Source organism: Bradyrhizobium sp. USDA 3397 (genome assembly GCF_054060965.1).
The window spans coordinates 6,605,748-6,628,260 of sequence record NZ_JBSSDS010000001.1; the positions used below are offsets into that span (position 1 = coordinate 6,605,748).

At 63.1% G+C, this 22,513-nt stretch carries 21 protein-coding genes; 14 read left to right on the plus strand and 7 right to left on the minus strand.

What is annotated here, in order from left to right; all coding sequences use genetic code 11:
- Window positions 1–95 precede the first annotated feature (95 nt).
- A complete protein-coding gene (locus ACVWYQ_RS30610) occupies window positions 96–1,565 on the plus strand; it encodes a YcjX family GTP-binding protein (RefSeq protein WP_271541471.1) in 1,470 nt (489 codons plus the stop codon).
- The gene (locus ACVWYQ_RS30615; RefSeq protein WP_271541473.1) at window positions 1,562–2,590 is read left to right on the plus strand and encodes a YcjF family protein; all 1,029 of its coding nucleotides are present in this window, start codon (window positions 1,562–1,564) and stop codon (window positions 2,588–2,590) included. The genes ACVWYQ_RS30610 and ACVWYQ_RS30615 overlap by 4 nt, the downstream gene beginning before the upstream one ends.
- A 19-nt stretch (window positions 2,591–2,609) precedes the next feature.
- On the opposite strand, the gene ACVWYQ_RS30620 is transcribed toward ACVWYQ_RS30615, so the two are convergent.
- A complete protein-coding gene (locus tag ACVWYQ_RS30620) occupies window positions 2,610–3,425 on the minus strand; it encodes a DUF2927 domain-containing protein (RefSeq protein WP_036036088.1) in 816 nt (271 codons plus the stop codon).
- Between the two features lie 71 nt (window positions 3,426–3,496).
- A complete protein-coding gene (locus ACVWYQ_RS30625) occupies window positions 3,497–3,997 on the minus strand; it encodes a L,D-transpeptidase (RefSeq protein ID WP_404546346.1) in 501 nt (166 codons plus the stop codon).
- 341 nt (window positions 3,998–4,338) lie between these two features.
- Here ACVWYQ_RS30625 and ACVWYQ_RS30630 point away from each other — a divergent pair, with 341 nt between their 5' ends.
- The 6 genes from ACVWYQ_RS30630 to ACVWYQ_RS30655 all read left to right on the plus strand — a co-directional run bounded on the left by ACVWYQ_RS30630 (window position 4,339) and on the right by ACVWYQ_RS30655 (window position 9,104).
- Window positions 4,339–5,886: an acetolactate synthase large subunit gene (locus ACVWYQ_RS30630; protein ID WP_157284959.1), complete on the plus strand. Its 1,548-nt coding sequence runs from the start codon at window positions 4,339–4,341 to the stop codon at window positions 5,884–5,886.
- A gap of 38 nt (window positions 5,887–5,924) precedes the next feature.
- Window positions 5,925–6,443 (plus strand): hypothetical protein, encoded by a 519-nt coding sequence (locus ACVWYQ_RS30635; RefSeq protein WP_271541478.1) that lies wholly within the window; start codon window positions 5,925–5,927, stop codon window positions 6,441–6,443.
- 175 nt (window positions 6,444–6,618) lie between these two features.
- Window positions 6,619–6,957, plus strand: coding sequence for a hypothetical protein (locus ACVWYQ_RS30640; RefSeq protein ID WP_036009769.1), 339 nt, complete (start codon window positions 6,619–6,621; stop codon window positions 6,955–6,957).
- 278 nt (window positions 6,958–7,235) lie between these two features.
- Window positions 7,236–7,763, plus strand: coding sequence for a hypothetical protein (locus tag ACVWYQ_RS30645; protein WP_404543749.1), 528 nt, complete (start codon window positions 7,236–7,238; stop codon window positions 7,761–7,763).
- A 55-nt stretch (window positions 7,764–7,818) separates the two neighbouring features.
- Window positions 7,819–8,301 carry a transcription elongation factor GreA gene (gene greA / locus ACVWYQ_RS30650; RefSeq protein WP_157284957.1) on the plus strand — a complete coding sequence of 161 codons (483 nt, stop codon included), beginning with the start codon at window positions 7,819–7,821 and terminating at the stop codon, window positions 8,299–8,301.
- Between the two features lie 125 nt (window positions 8,302–8,426).
- Window positions 8,427–9,104, plus strand: a complete 678-nt coding sequence (locus ACVWYQ_RS30655) for a hypothetical protein (protein WP_157284956.1) — start codon at window positions 8,427–8,429, stop codon at window positions 9,102–9,104.
- Between the two features lie 155 nt (window positions 9,105–9,259).
- Here the strand turns inward: ACVWYQ_RS30655 and ACVWYQ_RS30660 are convergent, their stop codons facing one another.
- Window positions 9,260–10,033 (minus strand): SDR family NAD(P)-dependent oxidoreductase, encoded by a 774-nt coding sequence (locus ACVWYQ_RS30660; protein WP_404543745.1) that lies wholly within the window; start codon window positions 10,031–10,033, stop codon window positions 9,260–9,262.
- 255 nt (window positions 10,034–10,288) lie between these two features.
- Between ACVWYQ_RS30660 and ACVWYQ_RS30665 the strand changes: the two genes are divergently transcribed.
- From ACVWYQ_RS30665 to ACVWYQ_RS30680, 4 genes are all read left to right on the plus strand, one after another.
- On the plus strand, window positions 10,289–14,401 hold the full coding sequence (locus tag ACVWYQ_RS30665) for a GAF domain-containing protein (protein ID WP_456726667.1): 4,113 nt from the start codon (window positions 10,289–10,291) through the stop codon (window positions 14,399–14,401).
- Window positions 14,398–14,787 (plus strand): response regulator, encoded by a 390-nt coding sequence (locus ACVWYQ_RS30670; RefSeq protein WP_036009791.1) that lies wholly within the window; start codon window positions 14,398–14,400, stop codon window positions 14,785–14,787. Before ACVWYQ_RS30665 ends, ACVWYQ_RS30670 begins: the two co-directional genes overlap by 4 nt.
- 118 nt (window positions 14,788–14,905) lie before the next feature.
- Window positions 14,906–15,745 (plus strand): universal stress protein, encoded by an 840-nt coding sequence (locus ACVWYQ_RS30675; protein ID WP_404543740.1) that lies wholly within the window; start codon window positions 14,906–14,908, stop codon window positions 15,743–15,745.
- Between the two features lie 69 nt (window positions 15,746–15,814).
- Window positions 15,815–16,357, plus strand: coding sequence for a 2'-5' RNA ligase family protein (locus ACVWYQ_RS30680; protein WP_404543738.1), 543 nt, complete (start codon window positions 15,815–15,817; stop codon window positions 16,355–16,357).
- Window positions 16,358–16,385: 28 nt separating this feature from the next.
- On the opposite strand, the gene ACVWYQ_RS30685 is transcribed toward ACVWYQ_RS30680, so the two are convergent.
- Entirely contained in the window at window positions 16,386–16,817 is a 432-nt protein-coding gene (locus ACVWYQ_RS30685; protein ID WP_404543735.1) for a hypothetical protein, read from the minus strand.
- 598 nt (window positions 16,818–17,415) lie between these two features.
- Here ACVWYQ_RS30685 and ACVWYQ_RS30690 point away from each other — a divergent pair.
- Window positions 17,416–18,747, plus strand: a complete 1,332-nt coding sequence (locus tag ACVWYQ_RS30690; RefSeq protein ID WP_456726668.1) for a tyrosine-type recombinase/integrase — start codon at window positions 17,416–17,418, stop codon at window positions 18,745–18,747.
- On the opposite strand, the gene ACVWYQ_RS30695 is transcribed toward ACVWYQ_RS30690, so the two are convergent.
- The 3 genes from ACVWYQ_RS30695 to ACVWYQ_RS30705 all read right to left on the minus strand — a co-directional run bounded on the left by ACVWYQ_RS30695 (window position 18,692) and on the right by ACVWYQ_RS30705 (window position 20,848).
- The gene (locus tag ACVWYQ_RS30695; RefSeq protein ID WP_456726669.1) at window positions 18,692–19,564 is read right to left on the minus strand and encodes a hypothetical protein; all 873 of its coding nucleotides are present in this window, start codon (window positions 19,562–19,564) and stop codon (window positions 18,692–18,694) included. The genes ACVWYQ_RS30690 and ACVWYQ_RS30695 overlap by 56 nt on opposite strands.
- A 459-nt stretch (window positions 19,565–20,023) precedes the next feature.
- The gene (locus ACVWYQ_RS30700; protein WP_100235003.1) at window positions 20,024–20,218 is read right to left on the minus strand and encodes a hypothetical protein; all 195 of its coding nucleotides are present in this window, start codon (window positions 20,216–20,218) and stop codon (window positions 20,024–20,026) included.
- Between the two features lie 219 nt (window positions 20,219–20,437).
- Window positions 20,438–20,848 carry a phasin family protein gene (locus ACVWYQ_RS30705; protein ID WP_456726670.1) on the minus strand — a complete coding sequence of 137 codons (411 nt, stop codon included), beginning with the start codon at window positions 20,846–20,848 and terminating at the stop codon, window positions 20,438–20,440.
- 336 nt (window positions 20,849–21,184) lie between these two features.
- Between ACVWYQ_RS30705 and ACVWYQ_RS30710 the strand changes: the two genes are divergently transcribed.
- The gene (locus ACVWYQ_RS30710) at window positions 21,185–21,439 is read left to right on the plus strand and encodes a hypothetical protein (RefSeq protein WP_456726671.1); all 255 of its coding nucleotides are present in this window, start codon (window positions 21,185–21,187) and stop codon (window positions 21,437–21,439) included.
- Window positions 21,440–22,513: the final 1,074 nt, after the last annotated feature.

A 22,513-nucleotide genomic window follows, 5' to 3' on the forward strand; every position in this document is an offset into this window, starting at 1 on the left:
GTGGAAGTATGAAAGCTTGAATTTCTTCAGGCAATTGCCACTTTTGTGACTAATCCGTTTTGCGTATCCCTCGCCCGAGATCCCCTCACGTTCATATGGCATTCAGTTTCCAGGATATGGTCGAGGAAGCGCGGCTGTCGGCGCGGGCGCTGATCGACTATGGCGAGCATTTCTTCAACCCGACGGTGCGGCTTGGTGTCACCGGTCTGTCGCGCGCCGGTAAGACCGTATTCATCACCGCGCTGATCCATGGACTGACGCGCGGCGGCAGGTTTCCGGTGTTCGAGGCCTATGCCTCGGGCCGGATCGCGCGGGCGCACCTGGCGCCGCAGCCGGACGATGCCGTGCCGCGCTTTGCCTATGAGACCCATCTGCGCGCGCTGATCGAGGAACGGCGCTGGCCGAGCTCGACCGTGGACATCAGCGAGCTCAGGCTCGTGATCGACTACCAGCGCCCGAACGGCGCCGACCGAACGCTGACGCTCGACATCGTCGACTATCCCGGCGAATGGCTGCTGGACCTGCCGCTGCTTCACAAGAGCTACGAGCAATGGTCGGCGGAGAGCCTGGCGCTGTCGCGCGAGGCGCCGCGCGCGCATCTCGCGGCCGAGTGGCACAGTCATCTCGCAACGCTCAAGCCCGAATCGCGCGAGGACGAGCAGGCGACGCTGACGGCCGCAAAGCTCTTCACCGATTATTTGCGCGCCTGCCGCGACGAGCGCTTTGCGATGAGCCTGTTGCCGCCCGGCCGCTTCCTGATGCCTGGCAATCTCGCCGATACGCCGGCGCTGACCTTTGCGCCGCTGGACGTGCCTGCTGTCGGGCAGGCGGGCGAGGGATCGCTGTGGGCGATGATGGTGCGGCGCTTCGAAGCCTACAAGGACGTCGTCGTGCGGCCGTTCTTCCGAGATCATTTCGCGCGGCTCGACCGTCAGATCGTGCTGGCCGACGCGCTCTCCGCTTTCAACTCAGGCCCCGAGGCGCTGCACGATCTCGAAGCCGCGCTATCAGGCATTCTCGACTGCTTCAACACCGGCCGCAGCACGATTCTCTCCAGCCTGTTCCGGCCGCGCATCGACCGCATCCTGTTCGCCGCGACCAAGGCGGATCATCTGCATCATTCGAGCCACGACCGGCTCGAGGCCGTGCTGCGCCGCGCGGTCGCGCGCGCGGTCGCGCGCGCGGAAAACACCGGCGCGGCGATCGACGTCGTGGCGCTGGCCGCGGTGCGCGCCACGCGCGAAGCGCAGGTGGCGCACGGCCGCGACAAGCTGCCGTCGATCCTCGGAACACCCGCCGCGGGCGAAAGCGCCGGGGGCGAGTTCTTCGACGGCAACACCGAGGTTGCGACCTTTCCGGGCGATCTTCCGCTCGATCCCGAACCGCTGTTCAACGGCACGGATGCGTTCCGCGGGCTCGCGACGGCGGCGGCCGGGAACAGCGATTTCCGCTTCCTGCGCTTCCGCCCGCCGAAGCTCGAACGCGAGGGTGCCGAAGAGCCGACGCTGCCACACATCCGCCTCGACCGTGCCTTGCAGTTCCTGATCGGAGACAAGCTGTCATGACCGAGCGATCCAAGCCACGGCGGCCGGCGACGTTCCGGCTCGACGATCCCGGCGTCGTCGTCGCCGAGGCCGATGAGACCGGCCGTCTCGGTCGCGTCACCATCCAGATCACGCCGGAGCCCGATCCGGCGATGCTGCCGGTGCCGGTGCAAGCCGCAGTCCCGGCGCGGCGCGGCTTTCCCTGGGGCACGCTGTTCTGGTCGGGGCTCGCCGGATTGACGCTGCTCGGCACCGGGCTCGGCGTGGTCCACCTGATCGAGGATCTGTTCGCGCGCAACGAGACACTCGGCTTCGTCGGGCTTGCCTTCGCCGCCGTCACCGCGCTGGCGCTTGCCGTGGTGATCGGACGCGAGGCGTTCGGTCTCGCGCGCCTTGCGACCATCGAGAAGCTGCACCAGCGCGCAGCTTCCGTGCTGGCCAGCGACGATCGCAAGGAGAGCCGCGTCATCGTCCAGGACCTGCTCAAGATCGCGCACCAGAATCCGCAGCTGGCGCGCGCCCGCGCGACGCTGGAGAGCCACGCCGGCGAGATCATCGACGGCGCCGACATGATCCGCCTCGCCGAGCGCGAGCTGATGTCGCCGCTGGACGCCGAGGCGCGGCGGCTGGTGTCCTCGGCCGCGCAAAAAGTCTCCATCGTGACGGCGGTGAGCCCGCGCGCCGCCATCGACGTGCTGTTCGTGTTCGTGGCGGCGCTGCGCCTGATCCGCCAGCTCGCTTATCTCTATGGCGGCCGTCCCGGCGCGCTCGGCATGATCCGCCTGCTTCGCCACGTCATCGCCCATCTCGCCATCACCGGCGGCATGGCCGCGAGCGACAGCCTGGTGCAGCAGATGCTCGGCCACGGCATCGCGGCGAAGCTGTCGCAGCGCTTGGGTGAAGGCGTGCTGAACGGGCTGCTGACGGCGCGGCTGGGATTGGCCGCGATCGATGTGACGCGGCCGCTGCCGTTCGCGGCCCTGCCGCCGCCGAAGCTGTCGGATCTGGCGACGGATCTGCTGCGGAAGAAGGACGGGGACGAGTAGATCGCTCCCTTGGACCGCCTCACTCCTTCAGATTATTCGCCCGCTTCACCCAAGCGCGCACGTCCTTGAGGACGGCGGGAAGCACGGCCTTGACCTCCGCCACGGTCATGCCCGCCTTGATGCGGGGATCGTACAGCAGGTTGAGGATGTACTGGTCGTAGACGTCGAAATAGCCCATCGAGACGTTGTCGTTGAACATGGTCCAGGGCACGCTCGTGGTGTCGTTGATCGGCCCGAGCGATTGCAGCAGCTCCTCATAGGCGCAATCGAGGAAGGTGAAATCGCCGTTGTCGACGGTGAGGATGACGTCGGAATGCTCGATCTCGAAATTGTCGTTCTTGCGGAAGCCGGACAGGCATTGCGGATCGAGCGAGGAGCGGATCTCGCGCGCCTTCTCGGCGCCGTAGAAGCTCGAGATGGTGCGGAACAGATCGCGGTCGCGCACCAGCTTCACGCGCACATTCGCCGCTTCGTTGGTGTCGATCATGGCGATGTCGAGATGCTGCACGCGCTTGCCGATGTCGGCCACGACCTTGGCGAGCTGCGTCTTGCGATCCTCGCGGTCGCTCTCGGCGTAGACGCGCACCGGCCCGTCGAACTTGCGGATGCGGTCGACGCGGCCGGCAAGATGGTATTCGGCGCCGAATGCCGTCTTCAGGAAGCCCTCGATGATCTCGCCGTCGGTGAAGCTCTTCTTCTCGGCGCGCTGGCGCGAGGACACCGCGGGCAGCTCGCCGGCGGCAGCCATGGGTGCGATGTCAGGCGCGCAGGCGAGCGTCGCGAGGGCCAGCAGGGCGAAGCGAAAGCCGGGCGAGGGCGGGACGAATGCGCTCATCGTGCTGTGACGCTGCCGCATTCGCCCCGCGTGCACAAGAGCGCAAATTCACGCGCCGCGCGGGTTCCTGGTCAGTTGTTCAGCACCACCACCGGGGTGCCGATCGAGACGCGGCTATAGAGGTCGGTGACGTCGTCGTTGGTCATGCGGAAGCAGCCCGAGGAGACGGCCTGACCGATCGTCTCCGGCTCGTTGGAGCCGTGGATGCGATACAGCGTCGAGCCCAGATACATGGCGCGGGCGCCGAGCGGGTTGTCGATGCCGCCCTTCATGTGGCGCGGCAGGTCCGGCCGGCGCGCCAGCATCTGCGAGGGCGGCGTCCAGTCCGGCCATTCCTTCTTGGCGGTGATCCTGTGCACCCCGGCCCAGCGGAAGCCGTCGCGGCCGACGCCGATGCCGTAGCGCAGCGCCTGCCCGTTCCCGAGCACCAAATAGAGCCGCCGCTCGGCGGTGTTCACCACGACGGTGCCCGGGGCGTAGGTGCCGTTATACATGACGGTGGTGCGGGGGATCGGGCTCGCGCCGCCGCGGCCGATATAGCTGGTGGAACTGGTGCCCGTGAAGTCTATCATCCCCGTCGCGGACGCGTCGGTTGCGCCAGCCAGCAGCAGCGCCATTGCGGCCATCGGAGCGGCAAAAAACCGGATCATCATCTCCCCCAGAAAAAATCGATTCAACCGGACCCAGAGGCCATATTTGCGCGCGTTTCGCAAGCCACGGGCCCGTGAGGGTCGCATCGTTAACGACTGACGTTACCAAATCGCAACTGCGCCAATTTGCTGGAAAGCGTTAGCCAAATCCGCGTCTCACCACGCGGGGCAGGGCCGCAATGCCCGCTATTGCTTTGACGGGCGGCGCGAACAATGATTGATCGAACGGATTGCTGGAAATGCCGGTTGCGGGAGCAGACAGAATGAACGGTGCGGAAAGCCTGGTGCGGACGATGGTCAAGGGCGGGGTGGACGTCTGCTTCACCAACCCCGGCACCTCCGAGATGCATTTCGTCGCGGCGCTCGACCGTGTCCCCGGCATGCGCTGCGTGCTCGGCCTGTTCGAAGGCGTGGTGACGGGCGCGGCCGACGGCTATTTCCGCATGAAGGGCACGCCGGCCTCGACCCTGCTGCATCTCGGCCCCGGCCTCGCCAACGGCCTTGCCAATCTGCACAATGCCAAGAAGGCCAATTCCGGCATCGTCAACATCGTCGGCCAGCACGCCGTCTACCACATCGGCTACAATGCCCCGCTGACCTCGGACATCGAAGGCCTGGCCCGGCCGATGTCGTCCTGGGTCCGCACCTCGCCGGATGCCAAATCGGTCGCCGCCGACGGCGCCGCGGCAATTGCCGCCGCCAAAAGCGCGCCGCCGCAGATCGCGACCCTGATCCTGCCCGCCGATACCGCCTGGAACGAGGCCGACGGCATCGCCGAGGTTCCGGCCGAGCAGCAGCGCGCCAGCTATTCGCCGCAGGCGGTCGAGCAGGCCGCAAAGATCCTGCATGGCGACGGCGAAGGCACGCTGCTCCTGATGACCGGCAGCGCGCTGAGCGCGCAGGGTCTGGCCCTGGCCGAGCGCATCGCCGGCAAGACCGGCTGCACGGTGATGGGCCCGACCTTCCGTCCGAAGATGGCGCGCGGCCGTGGCCGTTTCTCGATCGACCGCATCCACTACGTCATCGATCAGGCCCTGCCGATGCTGGCGAAATTCCGTCACATCGTGCTGGTCGAGTCCGACGACCCCGTGGCGTTCTTCGCCTATCCGAACAAGCCGAGCATGCTCAAGCCGCAGGGCTGCGAGGTGCATCGCATGACCTCCTGGGGCGAGAATTCGGTCGCCGCGCTCGAGGCGCTCGCTGGCGCCGTGAAGGCCAGCACCAGGGACGTCAAGCCGCAGGCGCTGCAGGAGCTGGTCAAGCCGACGGGCGCGCTCACCTTCGCCTCCATCGCGCAGGCCATTGCCTGTGCGATCCCCGAGAACGCGATCATGGTCGACGAATCCCTCACCACCGGCCGCGGCTTCTTCCCGCCGACGGCGGCGGCCGCCCCGCACGACTGGCTGCAGAACATGGGCGGCTCGATCGGCTTCTCGACGCCGCTGTCGATCGGTGCCGCGATCGCCTGCCCGGACCGCAAGGTGATCACCATGGTGGGCGACGGCAGCGCGATGTACACGATCCAGTCGCTGTGGACCCAGGCACGCGAGAACCTCGACATCGTCACCATCGTGTTCGCCAACCGCATCTACCAGATCCTGCGCGGTGAGTTCGACAATGTCGGCGCCGGCGAGCCCGGCCAGCGCGCCAACGACATGCTCCGCCTCGACCGCCCGACCTTGGACTTCGTGGCGCTGGCCAAAGGCATGGGCGTTCCCGGCCGCGCCGTCACCAACGCCGACGAGTTCAACAAGGCGCTGGCAGAGGCCGTCGCCGAGCCCGGCCCGCGCCTGATCGAAGTTCAGATGTAGGGCGGCAGCAGACAGAGCGCCGTGAGCCCGGAGGCACGATGCAGACCGAGCTGAACAAGGTGATCGCTTCTGTCAGGGACTTCTACGCCCACGAGGGCTTCCTGTTCGAGAAGGACGTCGGCGAGCGGGCGGTCACGCACCGTTTCGCCGTGCATCTGGAGAAGCAGTTTTCGGGCTGGTCGGTCGACTGCAATTACGACCGGCTCGGCGAGCGCACGCTGCATCTGCCGCACGGCACCATCATCTCGACCGACGACCATCTCGGTAAGTCGATCTACCCCGATGTCGTCGTGCATCAGCGCGAGATCCCGAACAATCTGCTCGCCGTGGAGATCCGCAAGGCGAGCAACCACACACCGCTCGATCACGACCAGCACAAGCTGCGGGCGCTGACCGACGTCCATGTCTGGTTTCCCTATTGGATCGGCCTGCTCCTGGTGCTGGACAGGCAACATGTGACGATGTCGGAGGTCTATGTCAGCGGTGCCGTCGACGAGCCGCTGTCACGCTGGTTCGCCTCGCGACTGGAGGAGGCCGGCCGCGCAGCTCGCGCATAGCCGAGCGCGCCATTGCGCACCTGCGCGCGCTGCGAGGTCGTGAGGCAGACCATGCCGGGAGTGTGACCCCCACCACAGTTTCGGCGTGCGATCAGGCCTATCTTGGGCGGACTTGCACGCGTCGATGCCGGAGGCCTACGCTGGCTCATTCGGATCAGGCACTTTGGAGGTTCTGATGCAGAAATCATATTTGCTGGCTGCGACGGCAGCGCTGATGCTCATGATGCAATCGCCGCTCGCGCTGGCGCAGGGCGCGCCGGCCACGGGCGGAACCGCTGCGCCTGCCGCGACAAGCACTGCGCCGGCTGCGACGACCACAGCGCCAAGCGCGACCACCGACACGTCCAGCCAGCCTACTGACGGCAAGAAGAGCGCGTCGAAGAAGCCGGCGAAGAAGAAGATGACCCGCCAGCAGGAGATCGATCATTCGGTCGACACCGGCACCGTGCCGGCGCGCTACCGCAGCTCGGTGCCCAAGCGATACCACCAATACATTCCGTTCGCTAAGCAGTAACGGATCGCACGCTATCGCCTATGACTTGTGGCGCGGCCGGCGCGCACGCCTCGTCCTTCGAGACGGCGCTTACGCGCCTCCTCAGGATGAGGCTCTGCGGCACCAGCGCTCGTTGAAGCTGCTGCCGCGCACTCCGACCTCATCCTGAGGAGCCCGCCAAAGCGGGCGTCTCGAAGGATGGCCGCAAGGGAAGAGCTCCCATGTGCGATAGCCCTGCCACATCGCCGGTGGCGGTCTGCGCGAGCGGTGCTAGAGTAGGCCGAAGCCCGGGGGGAATGATGAGCGACGAGGTGAAGGATGCCGGCCTTGTGGCCATGATCAGCAGCATCCTGGGAGGCAACAAGCGCGCAGACCCTGTTGCACCGCCTCCGCTCGCCGAGGTCCCGCCGATCGTTCCGGCGGATCCCGTGGAGCCGGCCGCGACGTCCAGGTCCGAGTCCAAGTCCGAGTCCAAGTCCGAGTCCAAGTCCGAGTCCGGATCCGATGCGGCCAAAGCCGAGAGCGCGCCCGATGCCGCAGCGGCGGCCGCCGAGCCGGCCGAGCCGCCCGCGCAAATCGCAACCACGCGTGACGGCAAGCGGCTGCTGCCGGCGGAGGCGATCGCCGATCTCGTGCTCGGCGAGCTGCGCAAGCTGGACAACTTCCCGAGTTCCGGCGTCTCGGTCACGGTCTATGGTTACCGGCACTGGAACGCGATGCTCACTTTCGCGCCGTTCTCCACCAGTTTCCGGAACGCAACCCGGTTCCGCCAGGCCGTGCCGGACCTCGTCTTCAAGCTCCGCCGTTTCGTCGAACTTGAGATATAATCTCGGTCGTCGGCGCCATGGCGTCGCATGCGAAACAGTTCGACAGGATCTTCAATTGAGCGTCGCCTTCACCAAGGAAGAGAGCGCCGAAACCGCGTCCGAGACGCTGTTGCCGGACCGCCCGATCTCGCCGCATCCGAACCTCGTGACGGAAGCAGGCCTCAACGCATTGCAGGCGCAGCTCGCCGAAGCGCGGGCGGCCTATGAAGCCGCGCAAGCCATCGAGGACGTCAACGAGAAGCGCCGGCAGTCCGCCGTGCCCCTGCGCGATCTCCGCTATCTCACCGAACGCTTGCGCACGGCGCAGGTGATGCCCGATCCTGTCGCGACCGAAATCGTCGCCTTCGGCAGCACCGTGAGCTTCAGCCGCGCCGACGGCCGCGTCCAGACCTACCGCATCGTCGGCGAGGACGAAGCCGATCCCAAGGCCGGCTCGATCTCGTTCGTCGCGCCGGTCGCGCGGTCGCTGATGGGCAAGGCGGTCGGCGACGTCGTCGGCTCTGGCGCGCAGGAGATCGAGATTCTGTCGATTGCCTAGAGGCGGGCACCCCGGGGAAGTTCGCGTGGCAAAGAGCGCCATCGACAGCAGCAATCCCATTCGCCTAAAGCATGATCCGGAACAGCGCGAGGCCGTCGTCTCCGCCAAACGAAGTTGATGATTGGATGAGACGGTTTTTGTCTGGAGCCTTGCCGTTCTATGCGCTGGCGGGCCTCGCCATGTGCATGTACCTCGTTCTCTACAGGACGAGCCTGTTCGACCTGAACGCCATCGTCCATGGTGCGGCCGGGTCGGCATGGTTTCCAGCCTTCATGTTCGCCTGCGTGCTGGTGGAAGCGGTCTTCCCGTATTTCGGCTATTTTCCCGGCACCGCCCTCATTCTGATGTCCGTGGCGCTCAGTCCGAAGGCCGTGGATGGCTCCGTCTTCCTCGCGGCGTGGCTCGCCATCATCCTGGGCGCCGTTCTCAGCTATGGACAGGCGCGTTTCTTCAGGCCGTTTCTGCAGCGGGTGGCCTCGAAGGCGGCCCTGCGCCGATGCGAGTCGCTGTTCGACGCCTATGGCCGCTATGCGCGCATTGCCTTGTTCGTTCATCCCAACGCCTGCTCGATGTATTTCACCGCGCTCGGACTGCTCGGCCGCAGCCTGACGCGCGAGCTCGCTTATCTCTGCGTGGGGGCCGCGGCCGCAGTGGGCATTCTGTTCGTCATCGTATCCCGGCTGGTGTCGTCCATCGGCCCCACCGACGATGGCGAATTGCAGGTGCTGCTGGCGGCCGCGCTGGTCGCCATGGGGACACTGATCGGCCTCTACACGGCCTGGCGCCCACAGCGCGCGATGTGAGGCGCCGCTCTCTCCACCGTCATTGCGAGGAGCCCTTGCGACGAAGCAATCCAGAGTCTTTCCGCAGAAGGATTCTGGACTGCTTCGTGGAGCCTGTCATCGGGCCGCGCTTCGCGCGGACCCGTTGGCTCGCAATGACGAGGATACATCGAGCGTCACACCTCCGGCAGCTCGACGCCCGTCAGCTCACTCAGTTTGCCGATGAGCCGGTCCTGAAATCTCGAATCCGTCGCCTCACGGGCCGGCGCTTGCTGCTCGAGGTGATGCCAGTAGCGCCCGCTCACGAGGGCCGCGGGATCCTCGCTGACTGCCAGCCAGGTCTGGGTGCGTTGCCCGGTGTCGATATCGACCGGGGCGCCTGCGCCGCCCATCTTCGTGCGCACCCAACCGGGATCGACGGCGTTGCAGAGGACGTTGGGCCAGCGTCGCGCCAGTGCGAAGGCGAGCGCGACGACGTGCAGCTTGCTCTCGGCATAGGCCGTGCCCGCGTCCCACGTCCGCTTGGTCCAATCGAGATCGTCGAGCGAGCCCTCTCCACCGCGGTGCAATCCGCTGCTGAGATAGACCAATCGGGCCGGCCGCGCGATCAGGGCCGTCAGCATGAACGGCGCTAGCGTGTTGATGGCGAGCGTCTCCGCATGGCCTTCCGGCGTCGACCCGCGGCTCGGCCGCATGTAGACGCCTGCATTGTGGATGACCGCATCCATGCGCCCGATCGCGTTGACCTGGTCGGCGATGCTCCGCGTCTCCGCCGCGCTCCTGAGATCGCCGACCACCAATCCCTTCGCACGCGACGCGAGCCCGCCGAGGGCTGCCCCACGATCGGCCGAACGCGCGTGCAGCACGACGCGGTGCCCCTGATCGAGCAGCGATTGCGCCGCCGCCCGGCCGAGGCCATCCGTGCTGCCCGTGATGAATATGGTCGCCATGCGGTTCTCCCAGGCTGTTTCAGGACGCAATCTACCGCCCCCGCGGATCATTTCAGATACGGCTCGTCGCTCACCATTTCCAGCCGCCCCCCTTTGTCCTTGCCGCAGATCGTGGAGGCGAATCGACGCGCAGTCGATTGAAAATCAACTCACGATAGGTCTGGTCGGAAGCACCTGATGGTGGAATAATCCCGACGCTTTCTTGATTGAATTTTGACGTCGGCCGCGAACCGGCTGGCGACGTGGATTTTCATCATGGCCGCGCTTCCTCAGGACGTTGTGGCGGAATTGCAGCAGGAGAACGCGCGGCTCCTGGCCGAGTTGCGCGCCGCACAAGATCGCGAGACCGCCACTGCGGACATTCTCAAGATCATTGCCAGTTCGCCATCGGAGGTAAAGCCGGTATTCGATGCTATCGCGAGGCGCGCAAATGCCTTGCTCGGCGGCTTTTCGACGACCGTATTCCGCTTCATCGACGGCAATGCCCACTTGGCGGCGTTCACGCCGACGAATTCTGCCGCCGATGAAGCCTTGAAGAAGATGTTTCCGCGTCCGATCGCCGATTTCGAGAGTTTTGCGAGGACAGAGGCCGGCAAGGTGGTGCCGACCCCCGATACGGAAGCGCTGACGAATGACATCAAGTTCATCGCGCGTGCCCGCGGCTTTCGCAGCATGTTGTTCGTTCCGCTCGCGACTGGCGGCACGGTGATCGGCATGATCAGCGTCACGCGAGCGGAGCCGGGGGCCTTCGCTCCGCATCACGTGCAGCTTCTGCAGACCTTCGCCGACCAAGCTGTCATCGCCATAGAGAACGCGCGGCTGTTCGACGAGGTGCAGGCGCGTACCGACGATTTGCGGGAATCGCTGCAGCAGCAGACCGCGACCGCGGATGTGTTGAAAGTCATCAGCCGCTCCGCGTTCGATCTGCAAACGGTTCTCGACACGCTGACGGAATCGGCGGCGTCGCTGTGTGGCGCCGACATGGCGGCAATCGTCCGGCAGGACGCCGATGGTGCCTACTCTCATGCAACTCGGTACAATTTCTCGCCCGAATGGGCCAAGGTCTCGGCGGGCATTCGGCTCAATCCCGGACGCGGTAGCCTGGTCGGGCGCGTCCTCCTGTGCGGCAAGGCCGTTCAGATCCCGGATGTCCTGGTCGATCCCGACTATGCCTATCCCGAGCAACAGAGGGCCGGCGGTTACCGCACCCTTCTGGGCGTACCCCTGCTTCGGTCCGGAGAGGTGATCGGCGTGCTATTCCTGGGCCGCAAGACCGCGAACTCGTTCACGGACAAGCAGATCGACCTTGTCTCCACTTTCGCTGATCAGGCCGTGATCGCGATCGAAAATGTGCGGCTGTTCGATGAGGTCCAGGCGAAGACGCGCGACCTCGCCGAGTCGCTCCAGCAGCAAACTGCGACGGCCGATGTGCTGAAAGTGATCAGCCGCTCGACCTTCGATCTGCAAACCGTGCTCGACACGCTGGTCGAGTCGGCGGCACGGCTGTGCGAAGCGGAGATGGCATTCATCATGCGCCGCGAGGGCGATGAATATCAGGCCGGAGCGGCGGTCGGGTTTTCCGAGGACTACATTGCCTTTCTGCAGGCTCATCCGATCGCCCCCGGACGGGCCACGGTCACGGGTCGGGCCGTCCTCGAACGCCGTCCGGTGCAAATCCTCGACGTCGCTGCCGATCCCGAATACGGCCTGCAGGCGTCGATCACGATCGCTGGTCAACGCACGGCGCTCGGTGTTCCCCTTCTGCGCGAGAATGAGCCGATCGGCGCAATCGTGATTGCCCGCAAGCGCGTGCAGCCCTTCACCGAAAAGCAGATCGAGCTCGTCGCCACATTTGCCGACCAGGCGGTGATCGCCATCGAGAATGCGCGGTTGCTCAAGGAGTTGCGCGAACGTACTGAGGATCTCAGCGAGTCGCTGCGCCAGCAGACCGCAACGGCCGACGTGCTGAAGGTGATCAGCCGTTCGGCGTTCGATTTGCCCAATGTTCTCGAGACGCTTGTCAGCTCGGCCGCACGGCTCTGCGGCGACCCCAGAGCCGCGATCTATCTCATTCGCGATGGGTTGCTGCACCTGGAAGCCTCCCATAACAACCCACCGGAATGGGTCGCGCTCCGCAAGAGCCAGCCGCTTGCGCCGAGCCGCGACACGCCGAGCGGCCGGGCAGCGCTCACTGGCCGCGTCGACCATGTCGCCGATCTCATGAAAGACCCCGACTTCTCGCGGCACGACCTCGCGAGAATCGGCGGCTATCGCGCGACCCTCAACATACCGCTAATACGCGAGGGCACCTCGATCGGGGTTCTCAGTTTGGCGCGACCGGAGCCGGGCCCATTTACCCAGCGACAGATCGAGATCGTGCAGACCTTTGCCGACCAGGCGGTGATCGCCATCGAGAATGTCCGGCTCTTCGAACAATTGCAAACCAGGACGCGAGATCTATCCGAGGCGCTGACGTACCAGACCGGCAGCGCCAATATCTTGCGGGTCATCGCTTCCTCTCCGACTGAAGTCGGACCGGTGCTCAAGGCGATCGTGGAAAGCGCATGCGGGCTTTGCGAGGCATATGATGCGCTGGTCGTTCTGAGGGATGGCGACGATATCGTCATCGAGGCGCATCATGGCCAAGTTCCCGTGGTGTGGAGCCGGCGGGCGATCAGTGTCAAATCGCCCACCGGCCGGGCAATTGTCGATCGTCGCACCGTTCAAGTGCACGACTTGCTTGGGCCCGATGGAGAGGAATACCCAATAGGACGCGAATATGCGGCTCGCTCGAACGTTCGGACTGTTTTGAGTGTGCCGCTCTTGCGCGAAGGCGAGAGCATGGGGGCGATCGTGCTGCGTCGTATGGAGGTGCGCCCATTCGACGACAAGCAGATCACCTTGCTGCAGACCTTTGCCGATCAGGCTGTTATCGCCATCGGCAATGTGCGTCTGTTCGAGCAATTGAATGAATCGCTGGAGCGGCAGACGGCAACGTCGGAGGTGCTGGAAATCATAAGCGCTTCATCGGGCGCACTCACCCCTGTCTTTCACAAGATGCTGGAGAATGCGACGCGAATTTGCGGCGCCGGCTTTGGCACCATGAATCTCTACGAGGAGGGCGGTTTTCGCACGGTCGCATTGCACAACGCGCCGCAAGCTTATGTCGATACCCGGCTGTACCAGAGCATTCGCCCACATCCCGCGAGCGGGCTCGGCACCGTCGAGAAGACTCATCAGACGGTTCATATCGACGACATCAGGACGCAGCCGCCCTATATTGAAGGCAACCCCAATGTTCGCGCGCTCGCTGCCCTCGCCGGCGCAAGGACCCTCGTCATCGTGCCCATGCTCAAGGAAGATGAGCTGATTGGCACCATCACGATCTTCCGCCAGGAAGTGAAACCGTTCACAGACAAGCAGATCGAGCTCGTGTCCAACTTCGCACATCAGGGCGTGATCGCGATCGAGAATGCACGCCTGCTGAATGAACTGCGCGAGCGCACCATGGAATTGTCGCAATCGCTCGAGGAATTGCGAAATGCGCAGGATCGTCTGATCCAGACCGAGAAACTTGCCTCGCTCGGGCAACTCACCGCCGGCATTGCGCACGAGATCAAGAACCCGCTCAATTTCGTCAACAATTTTGCTGCGCTGTCCTCCGAACTCACCGACGAGCTCGGCGAAGCGCTGCGCTCAGCCAGCCTGGGCGAGGCGGAAAGGCAGGACATCGATGCGCTGATCCACATGCTGCAAGGTAACCTGGAAAAGATCGTGCAGCACGGAACGCGCGCCGATTCCATTGTCAAGAATATGCTTCTGCACTCCCGCGAAGGGTCTGGCGAACGCCGCGCGGCGGACATCAACGCCATCCTCGAGGAAAGTCTCAACCTGGCCTATCACGGAGCCCGCGCGGAAAGAGCCGGCTTCAATATCACGCTTGAAAGAAAACTCGATCCGTCTGCGGGAGCGCTCGAGCTGTATCCGCAGGAAATCACGCGGGTGTTCCTCAATCTGGTTTCAAACGGTTTCTACGCGGCCAGCAAGCAAAAGGAGGTCGTCGGTGACGGCTTCGAGCCAAGGCTGCGTGCGACGACCACAGACCTCGGCGGCGCCGTCGAAATTCGCATTCGCGACAATGGCACCGGCATCCCGGCCGATGTCAGAGAGAAGATATTCAATCCATTCTTCACGACCAAGCCGGCCGGCGAAGGAACTGGCCTTGGGCTTTCGATCTGCCACGACATCATCGTGAAGCAGCACGGCGGCAGCATCGAGGTCGATACCGAGCCGGGCGAGTATACCGAGTTCATCATTACGCTGCCACGTACGCGGGCGGCACCATTGCAGAGCGGAGGCAGAAGTTGAGCGTCTATATCATGGTGGTCGACGACGAGCCCGATGTCGAGGCGCTGTTCCGGCAGCAGTTTCGGCGCGATCTGCGCGCCGGTCGTTTTCTGATGGAGTTTGTATCCTCGGCGCCCCTGGCATTGCAGCGCGCGGCCGAGATTGCGGATGCCACCCTGATTCTGATCCTGTCCGACATCAACATGCCCGGAATGAGCGGACTGGAGATGCTGCCCATCGTGCGCTCGGCCCGCCCCGATGTGCCTGTTATCATGATCACGGCCTACGGTGATGCCGAGACCAAGCGCAAGGCGCTGGAGAAGGGCGCCGCCGACCTGTTGACCAAGCCAATCGACTTCGCCGCGCTGCGCCAGGAGATCGATGCGAGGCTTGAGCAGGCCGCATGATTGCAACCGTTGCCGGTGGTAAACCAGAGCGGCTCGCAAAGTGAAGCTGTTGCAGACGCCGCCCCAATTGAGAGCATGCATCCACCGTCAATCTTCGTCAGAAAATCGGAGATTCGAAATGAAGACGCTCCTGGTTCCGCTTCAGAATATTCCGATGATGACAGACACGCTCGCTGTGGCCGTAGGCCTAGCGCGTCGCTCCGGCGCCTATATTGAAGGCTTTCCACTCCGGTTCGGCATCCCACAATATGCGGCCGCCGAATTGGCCACCGGCATTCTCCTGGATTCGTATCAAGTGAAGAGCGAAGCCGAGCTGAACGACATGCGCAACTTTTTTGAAGCATTCATGCTGAAGCATGATGTTCCCCGCGCCACTGCAGGGTCGAACCCGCCTTGCTTCGGCTGGCTGGAGACCGCGCCTGAGGGCGAAGACTTTGTCGGAAGTTATGGGCGCGCTTTCGATCTGATCGTGATGGCGCGGTCTGATATTGATGCTGCGGGCCCTCACCGCCGCGCGATTGAGTCCGCGCTGTTTGAGAGCGGCAGGCCCGTTCTACTGGCGCCGTCGAATGGACCAAGAAGCGTCGCAACAAACATTATGATCCACTGGAACGGGAGTACCGAGCAAGCTCGGGCAAACGCATTTGCCATGCCGCTGCTTCGTCTGGCCGAAAGGGTATCGGTCCTAACCGTTGTCGGCGGCCAAGCGGTGCCAGGACCGTCTGCCGGTCAGATCGCTCGGCAACTCCAATACAATGGCATTGCGGCCAGCTTGATCAGCGTTGAGCTGGACGGGCGCGAAACTGGTGAGGCGGTCCTCGATGCCGCCAGGGCACACGGTTGCGATCTATTGATCAAAGGAGCCTTCACCCGCACGCGGCTACGGCAGATGATATTCGGTGGAGCGACCAGCTATATCATGGAGCACGCGGATATCCCCGTCCTTATGGCTCACTAGCGCACAAAAGGCCTGGTTTTGTTGCCATTGGTGAGGCAAAAATCCATTGCTTCACAGAGCGACCGGCGCATGGCTTTGGCTATCAACATTCGGTCCGACCATTCCTCCGCAGAGCGGATCGAAGCCTTGTGGGATGAAGTTGCCGCGTTTGAGAGCCAGCCTTCGATGAGGGGTCTCGGCTATCGGCCGCATTTTACATTCGCCATTTATGATGCGCCCGAGATTGCCGCCAAGACCGCGTGGGAGACCATGCTCCGCGCAGTTGGAGGCGAAGGGCCATTGCAGGTCGGGTTCAAGCGAATTCGTTGGTTCGCAGGTCCGCCACTCGTGCTCTGGGCGGAGCCGGAGTTCGATGAAACGCTCGTCCGGTGGCACGCTTCCATCAGCGCTGCAATCGATCCAGCCTTGTGTCGGCTGCATTATCGGCCGGAAAACTGGCGACCTCATTGCACGCTCGGCACACAGATTGCCGATGCAAAGCGCGATGACGCGATCGCTTTCGCTCAGTTATTCAGCGGCAGCATCAGGGTGCTGTTCGACGTCGTGGATTGCGTTTCTTTTCCGCCTGTGCGCGTGGTTGCGGAGCAGAGATTGCCGGTTCGGGCTCCGTGAAGTGGTGATCATTCGTCGAGCCCGCAGATCATTTGTAATCGATCCGGATCGAGCCGACCTTCTCATCGTGCCGGATGAAGCCTCCCTCGACCCCTGGCATCATCGCAATTTCGACGACGTTGCTCCCGCGCCAGCTGGGTAGTATCTCCGCGTGACCGGCGAAGCCGACGAATGCGTGGTTGCGATCGGGTGAAAAGGTCCGGTCCATCGGCGCGATACTCGCATATGTGGAATCCGGTACCGTTGCGTTGCATTCCTGCCTGAAGACGAACACGGCCTTGGTGCCGTCGGGCGACCGGGTCGAGCTCAGGACCACGTTGCGGCAGCTGGCGAACCCTTCGAGTGCGAACCAGATGAGACCAACCATGACCGCGACTCCGATCCCGGCCACCGCAAGCCCCGTGATCGCGATTCGTATCCAGAGTTTCGAAGGAGGGCGAGGGAGCGTCATCCAGCTCATCCCTGAATCTCTAAGCCGGCGATGCCGTGCGGGCGGTCAGACGCAGCATGCTCATCAAGCCTGCGCCCCTTCCGATGATGCCATCATGCCCCTGTTTTGCCCGACGGAGCAAGAAAAATTCGGAAAAGTCGTAACACCTTGATCCCGCTGTTGCTGTTTACTGTGCATGGGGTTGTTTTCGAGTTTTTGACAGAGCCGAAGCAAGACCCGCAGTCCGGCTACGTTCTTCGAGCTACGCCGGACACGCTTCGCTGCCATTGGGGGTGGCTGCGCCACGCGAAGCCTTTTGGCGAAGCGTGGTGGGCGCACAAGGGATCGAACCTTGGACCTCTCCCGTGTGAACCACAATCCGTAGGCCCGAGCCAACCAAATCCGGCCATAGTTGAGATGTAAAAAATCCTTTAGATGAAGTGGGTTGATCCCTTATGAGGCCATAAGAGCCCATAGGTGACCTTACTACATTTTGTATGCCCCCGTTGTGCCCGCCGTGGATTTTCCCTTGGGGCACAAAAACTGGGGAGGTCTGAGACCCGGTTCTGTTCGAGGACTGACCGCCGTACTTGCGGGGCACACCGGGCACAGAGAGAGGGAAGGATTCATGACGGAGCCGGCCAACCAGCTGACACTCACCGATGCGGTGATCCGCAACGCAACGCTGCCGCCGGGGAAGGCGCAGCATTATCTCCACGACGACAAGCTGCCCGGCCTCGCGTTGCGCATGCGCGCCACCGGCGGCCGGACCTGGGTTTACCTCTTCACCAAGCCGGGGGTGAGGGGGACCCAGCGCAAGACCCTCGGCGCGTGGCCCAAATATAATGAGAAGGCCGCGCGCAAGGCCGCCACCATCGCCGCAGGCGAGGTCGTCAAGGGCTTGGATCCGAACGATGCGAAGCGCGAGGCGAGGCGGCAACAGGCAGCCGAAAAGCAACGCACCACGCTCGCGACGCTCATTGTTGTAGATGGTCCCTACCAGACGTCCTTGACCGAACGTCAAGTCGTCAACTGGAAGCCAGCAGTGTCGGCGCTGCGGCGCGGGCTCAAGGATCACGCCGAGAGCGGCGTGGGGGACCTGACGCGACGGCAGATCATGGCTGCGGTCGACAAGATTGCAAAGACCGGCAAGCGCGGCGCAGCCAAGGACTTGCGCAAGCACGTGCATACCTTCCTAGAATGGTGCGTCGGCGAAGGTTACGTCGAGCACAACGTGCTCGCCGGCTATCGCGCGCCCAAGGAAACCCGCGCCCAAAGGGTCGGACGCCGAACGAAGGGCCGCGCGCTGACCGATGAGGAAATCATCAAGGTCTGGGATGCATCCGGCAAGCTCGGCGCTTTCGGTCTTCTGACTCGCATGTGCCTGCTCGGTGGCCCGCGCCGCAGCGAGCCTACCATGATCGAGTGGCGAAAGCACATCATGGATGACCGTATCACCTTCGATGCGGCGTGGACCAAGATGGGGCTGCACCACGATGTGCCGCGCACTCACTTGGTTGACGAGGTGCTCTCGGCCGCGAAACATTTCCAGCGGGCAACCTCCGACTATGTCTTCCCGTCACCAAAGACCGGCGGCCAGATGTCCGGCTTCACCAAGATGGTCAACCGCCTGGTCAAGGAAGCGGGCGTCGCCAAGTTCACCATGCATGACTTAAGGCGCAGCTTGCGCACTATCATGTCACGCTGTGGCTACGACAACGAAATCCAGCGGCTGTGTGTTGGGCAAAAGCCAAGCGGAATCGATCAGGTCTACAATCACGACGAACAATGGATCATCCGCAAGATGGCGTTCGAAGCGGCTCACGACTACATTGCGGAGTTGGTCGGCGCGAAACGGGTCGGCAAGATCGTGCGCCTGCAACGAACCAACCCGCTTGACCCAATCAAGGCCGAGCTCCTCGGGCGTCTCCGTGAGCATTATGCGGCTGAGGCGTCTTAGTGGTCTTGTCGCACTGGGCCAGATAGTCGGGAACCGCATCGACACGACAGAGTGGCCGGCCATCGACGTAGCGCCATTTCAGCGGGTGGTTCGGATCGCGCCGCCACTGCTCCAGCGCTCCAGGCGTGCGCCGGATGACCGCGGCCGCCTCTAACGATGTCAAATTAGAGCTGCCCGGCAGCGTACGGTTGGCGTCATTGTCACCCCATTCGCGTGCCGCGGCCGAGCTGATCTCCACTCCGCGCCGCACCAGTTCCTGACGGAACTCGATGAACTGCTGGATGCGCTGCCGTAAGCTCGAGAACAGTTCGGCCTCCTCGTTGCCGATGTTCTTCTCCATGCTGTTGACGACCTCGGCAAGCTCTCGGTTACGGCGCAAGAGGCCGTCCGCGAACTGCTTCATCTTGGCGCGATCGGCCGTCATGTAGATGCCGCGCGACTCCATGACGATCGCATAGATCAGCGCATTGATGCGCCCGACATTGATCGCAGCCGCGGGCGAGGAGGCATGCATGTGACGATAGGTTGTCTGCAAGCGCACCGACTGGACCGACATCACCAGCAGGAAAGTGGTGACGATCGCGAGGAAGGCGGCAATGCTATAGACCTTCTCCGCAACGGTCAGCGTGTCGACGCCGCGAACAAAAACGAACGATTTTCTTGAAGAATCTGCTTCCGGCGCCGATTCCAGATCCCAACGCCGCAGCCCCCATGGCGCCGCTCCTCCCGGTTGAAAACGCGTCACCTTGGGACGTTGGCCGGATTGCGCTAGCGCAAGATTAAAATGCCAGGCCGTATTTCTACGGCGTACCGGCAAGATGCTGGACTTCCTACCTCGGCGAGGTTATCGCGCGTCTACGCGGCCAGGACCTCGAAGAAGAGCCGACACTGCTTTGATGGGCACGGGAATCGGCTGGCCATTGAAGAAGGGCGCGCCGATGTGAACCACCGCAGAAGGCCCACATCCGAGGCGCCCCAGTGCTAGTTCGGCTCCGCAGTCGGGTGTCTCCATTTCCCCCGCTGTTGAAGCTTGCGGGTCCTAGACCTCGCATCGCTGGGCGCTGCCCAGATCGCGCGCTCCTTTCAAAGCATTCCAATCAAAATAAAGAGCCCAACCTCGGCCAGGAAAGTGGCGCCCATGATCGCGACCGTAAGGAACACGTCGCTCGGCGATAGAGGGTTCATGAATGTCTCGCACGTTGTCCCGGCCGACATGAGCCGGTCATGTAGCTTGTGTCTGAAGACCGCCGGGACCGAACAAAGCCGGGAGCCGCCGCTACGACGGCGCGATCCGGATGCCCGGCTCGTCCACCCAGGCTTCCCGCGCAAACCACGCGTGATCGGTGCGGCAGATCGGACAACGCGTGCGCGAGAAAAACACCGCGCGGCGTCCAAAGCTCTCACGATCAGTCTGGATACCGGTGGGAATCGCGTGTCCGGTTTGCGGGCACTTGACCATAACCATTCCCATGTTGCCCTCCCTTGCGATTTGTCTTTTTGTCTTTGTTGTATTTTGCAGAAAAGCACCGGCCGGTTGGAATACGCCTCTTGTCGGTGCGGGGTTGGGGGCATCGCGCACCTTGTTGATCGAGCATGGGGGCAGTGTGGGGCGTGCTCGCTCAGCTCGGCTTGCTCCAACCGGCCGGGTCCCTCCTCAAACGAATCTGGATGTGAAGTTGAGCGCGCTTTTTTAGCCGCCGCCTTGGTGGAGAACCCTGGTGAAGTGCTTCCTGATCGGCTCACCCGTTTCCGTCGCGAGCTTCTGGGCAAGCGCCCACAATTCCTTGTTCTGGTCGGAGGCGGTGTCGAACGCCTTGCGCGCTTGCGCCGCCGATAAGGTATAGACGTCGGTCGCTGACTTGCTGCCGAACAGATGGACGAAGAAATCGAGCGCAGAAGCGACATTGGCGTTTGAGATTTCGAACAACTTGAGCCCGTAGTCGGTCGTGCATCTCGCATTGCTCGAATAGGTCTCGCGCAGCGCCTCCGTCATCTCTTCCGATGCGGCCTTGATCTTCTCGCAACCTTCCCGTGCGCGGGCGAGGCCCCGCTCGGTAAGCTCGCGCCCCCCGCCGGGCAAGGCGACCTTCGAGAAATCCAACCATGGCATCCCGAAAACATTCGTTCCGTTCGGCGTCGATTTCATTTCGCTTTCACTCACGCAACATTCCCTTTCTCAAGCGAAAGCATTCCTCGCGACGCTCGCTTGCGCCACGAGAGCTCACGCTCTGTGTTCGATCAGATTTTGGATGAGCCGTGATTTAGCCCCGACCCAATACGACTTTGTTAAAGAGAAGCGGGAATGTCGGTTCGGTTTGCGACTCTCGCTCAAATTTTTGTTGAGATTGTCAAGACAAACGAAGGTATGTCGGGGAGTGACTGTGCATAACAGGGATATCGCAAGGGGTGGGAAGTCCTTTCCGGCTAGTGCTGGCTCATGAAGCTCACGACCGAACGTCCCTTTGCCGACCCGGAAGCCGCCGCGCGCAAGTTGGTCGAGATCGCCACCGGTATCGCACGAGTGCAGGACGGCCCGATCCATATCGAGAAGATCAACGCTCCGTTCCTCTACACAATGAAAGTTGCAGGCGAGGAGTTTGGCGCCGGCATAAAATACGCCGTCCAGCATGGTTGGCTCGAGCTCCACGAGAGCGGCACTTGTGCGGCGGCTGGAAGGAAAAGGCTGTCCTGAGTAGACCACATCGGCCCCAGCCTGGAGGTTTTTCCGGATCGAAAAACGAGCTGGGACCGAGAGGTCTGCCGTTGGATGGCAAACGCAGCTTCATCCCAAACAATCATCCCTTTGGGATTAACAAATGTGAATCCAGCATCAAAGGAACGCCCCGGCTCGCGAGCTGTGACTAAGTCTTGGAACAGCTCTTGCGAACGGATGGCAACGCAACGACTGACAGACGAACCGAGTCGACACGATCGTTCCTCGGCATCGGCTGCGCGGTCGCAAGCTAGGCGACCGACCGCTAGCGCTTCCTGCCGATAGGCTCGGGACGGCGATGACGCCTCCTCTTCTGCTTGGGCCTTGCTGATTGTTCGCATTGCTCGGCCGCGAGAACTCGGGCTCGAACCTCCTCTAATTCAACAAGTGCAGAAACGATGCTCAGAAGACGTTCGCGAATGACAGCAGCAGGAATGAGCGCTCGACCGCGGGTACTCATTGGACGCCCCCGACTTACTAGCCCTCCATTGGAAACCGCCCAAATTCTTCTCCCATTCGGCGAGGGTAGTCCATAAGTAAAAATGACGCTGCCCGTCACGGCCAGCTCGAATTGTTCCCCCGGGAACAGCCTTCGAGCGAGGCGAGATCGAGCCCGACCTGTTCCGGGCGGCTTGCCGGATGGCCCTAGAAGGCCTGGTCTCCAAATATCGCGACCGGCCTTACCGTGGCGGCCGGCAAAAATTCTGGATCAAGGTCAAGAACCGCAGTCACCCGCAATGGCGCGAGAGCTATGACACTCCGCAAGCGGTTGTCAGTTTCCTGCGGGGTAGGGCGGGTACGCCATGGCACAATAGGAAGGACCATCTGCCGCACCCGCTTTTGATTTAGTTCAAGGCAAGAGTGGAAGACTCCTAGCCGCAGACCCACACGAATCCGATTGGACTGCGACGCCAGCAAGCGCCTACGCCGTAGGGCCACCAGCGGCCGTTCCAATAGCGCCTTCCAGTGCCGTACCAGACGCCACCGTAATAGGGCCGACCAACGACAGCGGCTCCGCCCCGCGGGCCGACGACGGCCGCGCGGCCACGCGGG